Genomic DNA, 4,953 nt, shown 5'->3' on the forward strand with positions numbered 1-4,953 from the left:
CCGACGCTGCCGCGCAGGCCGTGCCCGTCGAGCTGCCCGACGGGCGCCTGGCGGTGCCGCTGAAGCGGCGCAAGACGCTGTCCGGCATGGTGATCGGACGCGAGACCTTCCTCACCCCCGGCGACGTGCGGCAGATGCGCCACGTGCCGGAGCTGGTGTTCATCAACTGCTGCCACCTCGGCAACACCGGCGGGGGTGCGGCGCAGTACAACCGGCTGGCGGCCAACCTCGGCGTCGAGTTCATCCGCATGGGCGTGCGTGCGGTGGTCTGCGCCGGCTGGGCGGTGGACGACGCCGCGGCGCTGACCTTCGCGCAGGCCTTCTACGAGCGCATGCTGGCCGGTGCCACCTTCGGCGACGCCGTGCACCGCGCGCGCGTGGCCACGTGGAGTGCCCACCCCGGCGTCAACACCTGGGGCGCCTACCAGTGTTACGGCGACCCCGGTTTCCGCCTGGTGCGCGACGAGGTCGGCGTCGACCGGCCGGCGCCGCCGGCCTTCTTCGCGCCCTCGGAGCTGGTCACCGAACTGAACAACCTGGCCGAATCGACGCGCATGATCAGCCAGCGCCGCGAGCGCGATGACGACGCCCTGGCGGCGGATCTGCGCGAGCGCGTCGACGGCCTGCTCGCGCGCGTGCCCGAGGTCTCGCGCGCGGTGTGGATGGCACGCGCCGACGTCTGCGCGGCGATCGGCTTCGCCTACGGCGAGGTGCGGCTGTTCGAGCTGGCCTCGGAGTGGCTGGACCGCGCGCTGCGCTCCGACCGCGGCGACTGCCCGGTGCGTGCCGCCGAGCAGCACGCCAACTTCCAGGTGCGGCTGGCGGCGCAGGCGTGGTCGCAGATGCGTGCCGAAGCTGGCGACGCCGAGTCGGCCGCGCTGCAGGTGCGCCGCGCCGAATTGGCCGAGCGCATCGAGGCGGCGCTGTTCCAGCTCGACGCCATCAACACCCGCGCGCCCACCTACGAGCGCCTGGTGCTGCTCGGCGGCGCGTGCAAGCGCCTGGCCTGGGTGCAGGCGGGCCGGCCGCGCGTCGAGGCGCTGCTCAACATGGCGCAGTACTACCGCGAGGCCTACGACCTCGAGGACGACGACGACGTCTACGCCTTCGTCAACTGGGCGATCGCCTGCCTGCTGCTGCGCCGGCTCGACCCCGAGCGCGCCGCCGGCCCGTGGCAGGGCCCGCTGGCCGCGATGGCCGAGCGGCAGTTCGCTGCCACCCGCGCCGAGCTGAAGGAGTCGCCGCAGCTGTGGCTGGCCACCGGGCTGGCCGATCTGCAGGTGCTGCGCCTGCTGCTCGCCGCCGACGACCCGCGCGCCGGCCACGAGGCGCTCGCCCGCGAGGCCGCAGCGCAGTACGGCGCCGCCTTCGCCCGCGGCGCCAGCCTGCGCGAGGTGGCCTCGATCCAGGAGCACCTCGACTTCCTCGTCGAACTGACCGCCGATGCCGCCGCGCCCTGGCCGGCGGCGGTGCGCGAAGCCCTCGCCGCGCTGCGGCGTTCGATCTGACCGCCGCGGAGGACGACATGGCAGGCCGAGACCTCTCCAGCACGCCGCTCGAGCAGTTGCGCATTGCCGCGCTCGACCCGCAGGACCGCATCGCGCAGCACTTCCGCCTCTACGAGCTCACCGTCAGCGAAACCGCCGACCGCCAGCGCATCGACAACCGCATCCCCGACGACCGCGTGCTGCGCAGCGCCGTTCACCTGGCGCGTGCGGTGCTCGATCCGATCCGCGAGGCGTTCGGCGGCTTCACGCCCAACAGCGTGTTCCGCTCGCAGGCGCTGGAGCGCTCGCTCAAGGGCAAGCCGCGCAGCTGGATCTCGACCAGCCAGCACACCGAGGGGCGCGCCTGCGACGTGGAGATCGTCGCCAAGCCGACGCTGGAGCTCGCGCGGTGGGCGAGCACGACGCTGGCCGACTTCGACCAGATCATCTGCGAGTGCTACGACCCGCGCAAAGGCCCGAACTCCGGCTGGGTGCACATCTCGCTGCTGCCGCCCGGCGCCGGCCGCAACCGGCGCCAGGTGCTCAGCTACGTGGTCGATCCGGGCAGCGGCCGGCTGGTCTACGTGACCGGGCTTCGGCCCAGCCAGGCCTGAGCCCGGCCGGGCTCAGCGGGTGGCGAAGCAGTAGAACAGGCCGGCGCCGCCGGTGGCCTTGAGCGCATCCTGGCTGCAGCCGCGCGAGGGGTGCGACGCGTTCCACGAACGCGAGGGCTCGTCGTCGCGCAGGCCGATGCGGTCGTGGTGGCCGACCCAGGCCGAGCCCTCGCCGCTCTTCGTCCAGTTGCCGCAGGTGCTGTCGCCGTCGCCGGCCACGGCGCGGCCGTCGGCGGTGGAGCCGGTGAGGATGTCGTGGGTGTTGGGCGTGTCGCCGCGGCCGTTGATCACCTCGGCCTTCTCGGTGAGCGCCGTCTGCTTGGTCAGGTTGTTGTTGCCGTGCAGCGAGGCGACGTCGCCGGCGATCGTCACGCCCTTGGCATTCACCCACGGCCCGCTGCCGATGCGTTCGCGCGCGTTGACCCCGGCCGCGCCGGTGGTGCTCAGGTAGGCGCGCCAGCCCTTGCCCCCGGCGCCCACGGCGGCGGCGAGCTTCTCGCAGTGCGCGTCCGCGCCGGCCAGGCCGCCGAGGTTGGCGCCCTGTCCGCTGCCGGTGCTGGTGACGAAGAAGCTCATCGGGTTGGACGGCGCGCTGGCACAGGCGGCCAGCAGCGTGCCGGCGGCGGCGAGGGCGATCAGGCTGGGCATGCGAGTCATCGGGGTCTCCTCGGGTGGCGGTGCCCGGTGTACGTCCGGCGCCCCCGGTTTGTTCCCGTACCCGCCTCAGCGCCCGCCGCTGACGTCGAGGATCGCGCCGGTGGTGTAGCTGGCCGCGTCCGACAGCAGCCAGGCGATCGCCTGCGCCACCTCGTCGGGGCTGCCCGCGCGCTGCATCGGCACCATCGGGGCCATCTGCTTCGCGCGGTCGGGCAGGCCGCCCGAGGCGTGGATCTCGGTCTCGATGATGCCGGGGCGGATGGCGTTGACGCGCACGCCCTCGGTGGCCACCTCGCGCGCCAGGCCGACCGTGAAGGTGTCGATCGCCCCCTTGGCCGCGGCATAGTCGACGTACTGGCTTGGCGAGCCCAGGCGCGCCGCGGCCGAGCTGATGTTGACGATGGCGCCGCCACGCCCGCCGTGCTTCGACGACATCCGCCGCACTGCCTCGCGGGCACAGTGGAAGCTGCCGAAGACGTTGATCGCGAACATGCGCTGCAGCCGCGCCGCGTCCATCTCGTCGACGCGCGCCGGCAGGTCGACCACGCCGGCGTTGTTGACCAGGCCCGACAGTCGCGGCAGCTCGCGGTCGATGCGCTCGAACATCGCCGCCACCTGCGCGGCCTCGGCCACATCGGCCTGGATCGCCAGCGCCTGTCCGCCCTCGGCGCGGATGCGCGAGACCAGCGCTTCGGCCGCCGCCGCGTCGCGCGTGTAGTTGACGGCCACCGCGTGGCCGCGCTCGGCCAGCAGCAGGCAGGCGGCCGCACCGATGCCGCGGCTGCCGCCGGTCACCAGCACGGTGGTGGTGGATTCATTCTTCATCGCTGGCTCCGCTGTCGCTCGACGGTTCTTCCTTCGCTTTCTTGTCCAGCATTGGCTGCAGCGCCGCCAGGTCGTCGACGAATCGATCGGCGCTGACCGGCGCGGCCAGGCGCAGGGCCGGCGGGTGGAAGCTGCTGAGGTAGAGGTCGCTGCCGAGGCGGTCGCCGCGCTGATGCTGGTTCCACAACGTGAGCCCGGTGCCGACCACGAAGGCCGCCACCGCCACGCCGCGCATCAGCGCGGGCCGCGCCGGCTCCACGCCGAGCAGGTGGAAGTACAGCGCCGCGGCGGCGATGGCATAGCCGGCGACGAAACCGAAGTCCGACACCCAGGGCCAGTTCAGCGAGAAGGCCAGCAGGCCGGGCAGCGCGCCGACCACCAGCCAGGCCAGCGACGACAGCACGAAGACCTTGAGGTGCCAGCCGGCATGCGTCTGCCGCGTGAACAGCTTGGACAGCAGCGACCACAGGCCGATCCAGATCGCCGCGCCCATCACGGTGGTCAGCGCGGTGCTGCCCAGGGCACGCAGGAACACGTCGGGGTCGCTGCCCAGCCAGGTGTCGAAGGCCATCGCCGCGGCCAGCGCCAGCCCGCCGGCCAGCGTCGGCCCGACCCGGCGCGCCAGCGTGGCCGCCGCGGCCAGCGGAAGCTCGGGGGCGAGCGAGTCGCCGGCACGGCGCAGGCGCAAGCGCGTGCGGCCGGCCACCAGCTCGAGCGCCTGGGCATCGTCGCGCAGCGCCTCGCGCTCGCCGGCGCGGATGCGCCGCGTGCCCACCTGCACGCCGTTGGCGGTCTGCAGCGCCTGCAGCACCAGGCCCTGCGCGTCGACGTCGATCAGGCAGTGGTGCGGCGCCACGTGCGGGTCGGCCAGCGAGAGGTCGTTGTCGAGCGCGCGGCCGATGCGCAGCGGCCAGGCGTGCACGCGCTGCGACTGGCGAACCTGGCCGTCGCGGTCGAGCACCTCGACGATGGCGAGCACGCCCGATTCGCTCATCGCGGCGCCACCTTCTGGTAGGCCTGCAGGTAGTGGCGCGCCAGGCGCTGGGCATTGGCGAAGCTCACGCCCTGCGCGTCGAAGCGGCCCTGCACGCCGGCGGCGGCCTGGTCGAGCGTGGCCACCAGCACCGACACGTCGTACAGCTGCGGCAGCTTCTTGTAGGCGCGCATGCACACCACCGCGCGCAGCACCAGGCCGTCGCGGTCGATGAAGTCTTCCTTGCACTGCGGGCGCGTCTGCAGGTCCAGGCGCAGCCGGCTGAAACCCTCGTTGCGGAAGCTCTGGCCGTGCTGCGCGGCGAAGCGCAGCGCACCGAGCTTGCTGCCGTCGTAGCTCTCGTGGCGCACCGAGATCGAGCCGGTGTTGAACTCGC

Annotated in this window: 5 protein-coding genes and 1 pseudogene; 2 read left to right on the forward strand and 4 right to left on the reverse strand. The window is 73.3% G+C overall.

Features of this window, described 5'->3' with window-relative positions:
• A partial coding sequence (locus tag AB7U92_RS21845; protein WP_428582053.1) for a CHAT domain-containing protein occupies window positions 1-1,508 on the forward strand: 1,508 nt, incomplete at its 5' end.
• 17 nt (window positions 1,509-1,525) lie between these two features.
• Window positions 1,526-2,101: a D-Ala-D-Ala carboxypeptidase family metallohydrolase gene (locus AB7U92_RS21850; RefSeq protein ID WP_428582056.1), complete on the forward strand. Its 576-nt coding sequence runs from the start codon at window positions 1,526-1,528 to the stop codon at window positions 2,099-2,101.
• Window positions 2,102-2,113: 12 nt separating this feature from the next.
• Here the strand turns inward: AB7U92_RS21850 and AB7U92_RS21855 are convergent, their stop codons facing one another.
• From AB7U92_RS21855 to AB7U92_RS21870, 4 genes and pseudogenes are all read right to left on the reverse strand, one after another.
• Window positions 2,114-2,758, reverse strand: a complete 645-nt coding sequence (locus tag AB7U92_RS21855) for a hypothetical protein (protein ID WP_428582059.1) — start codon at window positions 2,756-2,758, stop codon at window positions 2,114-2,116.
• A gap of 66 nt (window positions 2,759-2,824) precedes the next feature.
• Window positions 2,825-3,583, reverse strand: coding sequence for an SDR family oxidoreductase (locus AB7U92_RS21860; protein ID WP_428582062.1), 759 nt, complete (start codon window positions 3,581-3,583; stop codon window positions 2,825-2,827).
• A complete protein-coding gene (locus AB7U92_RS21865) occupies window positions 3,573-4,577 on the reverse strand; it encodes an FHA domain-containing protein (RefSeq protein WP_428582065.1) in 1,005 nt (334 codons plus the stop codon). The genes AB7U92_RS21860 and AB7U92_RS21865 overlap by 11 nt, the downstream gene beginning before the upstream one ends.
• Window positions 4,574-4,953, reverse strand: a pseudogene (locus tag AB7U92_RS21870) (serine protease); the annotation flags it as partial. The gene AB7U92_RS21865 and the pseudogene AB7U92_RS21870, both read right to left, overlap by 4 nt.

This window comes from Piscinibacter sp., from assembly GCF_050175855.1.
Taxonomy (GTDB): Bacteria; Pseudomonadota; Gammaproteobacteria; order Burkholderiales; family Burkholderiaceae_C; genus Piscinibacter.

Excerpts from the sequence above, each read along its gene's own strand:
- AB7U92_RS21850 (WP_428582056.1), top strand. The coding sequence starts at position 1,526 with ATGGCAGGCCGAGACCTCTCCAGCACGCCGCTCGAGCAGTTGCGCATT.
- AB7U92_RS21855 (WP_428582059.1), bottom strand. The coding sequence starts at position 2,758 with ATGACTCGCATGCCCAGCCTGATCGCCCTCGCCGCCGCCGGCACGCTG.
- AB7U92_RS21860 (WP_428582062.1), bottom strand. The coding sequence starts at position 3,583 with ATGAAGAATGAATCCACCACCACCGTGCTGGTGACCGGCGGCAGCCGC.
- AB7U92_RS21865 (WP_428582065.1), bottom strand. The coding sequence starts at position 4,577 with ATGAGCGAATCGGGCGTGCTCGCCATCGTCGAGGTGCTCGACCGCGAC.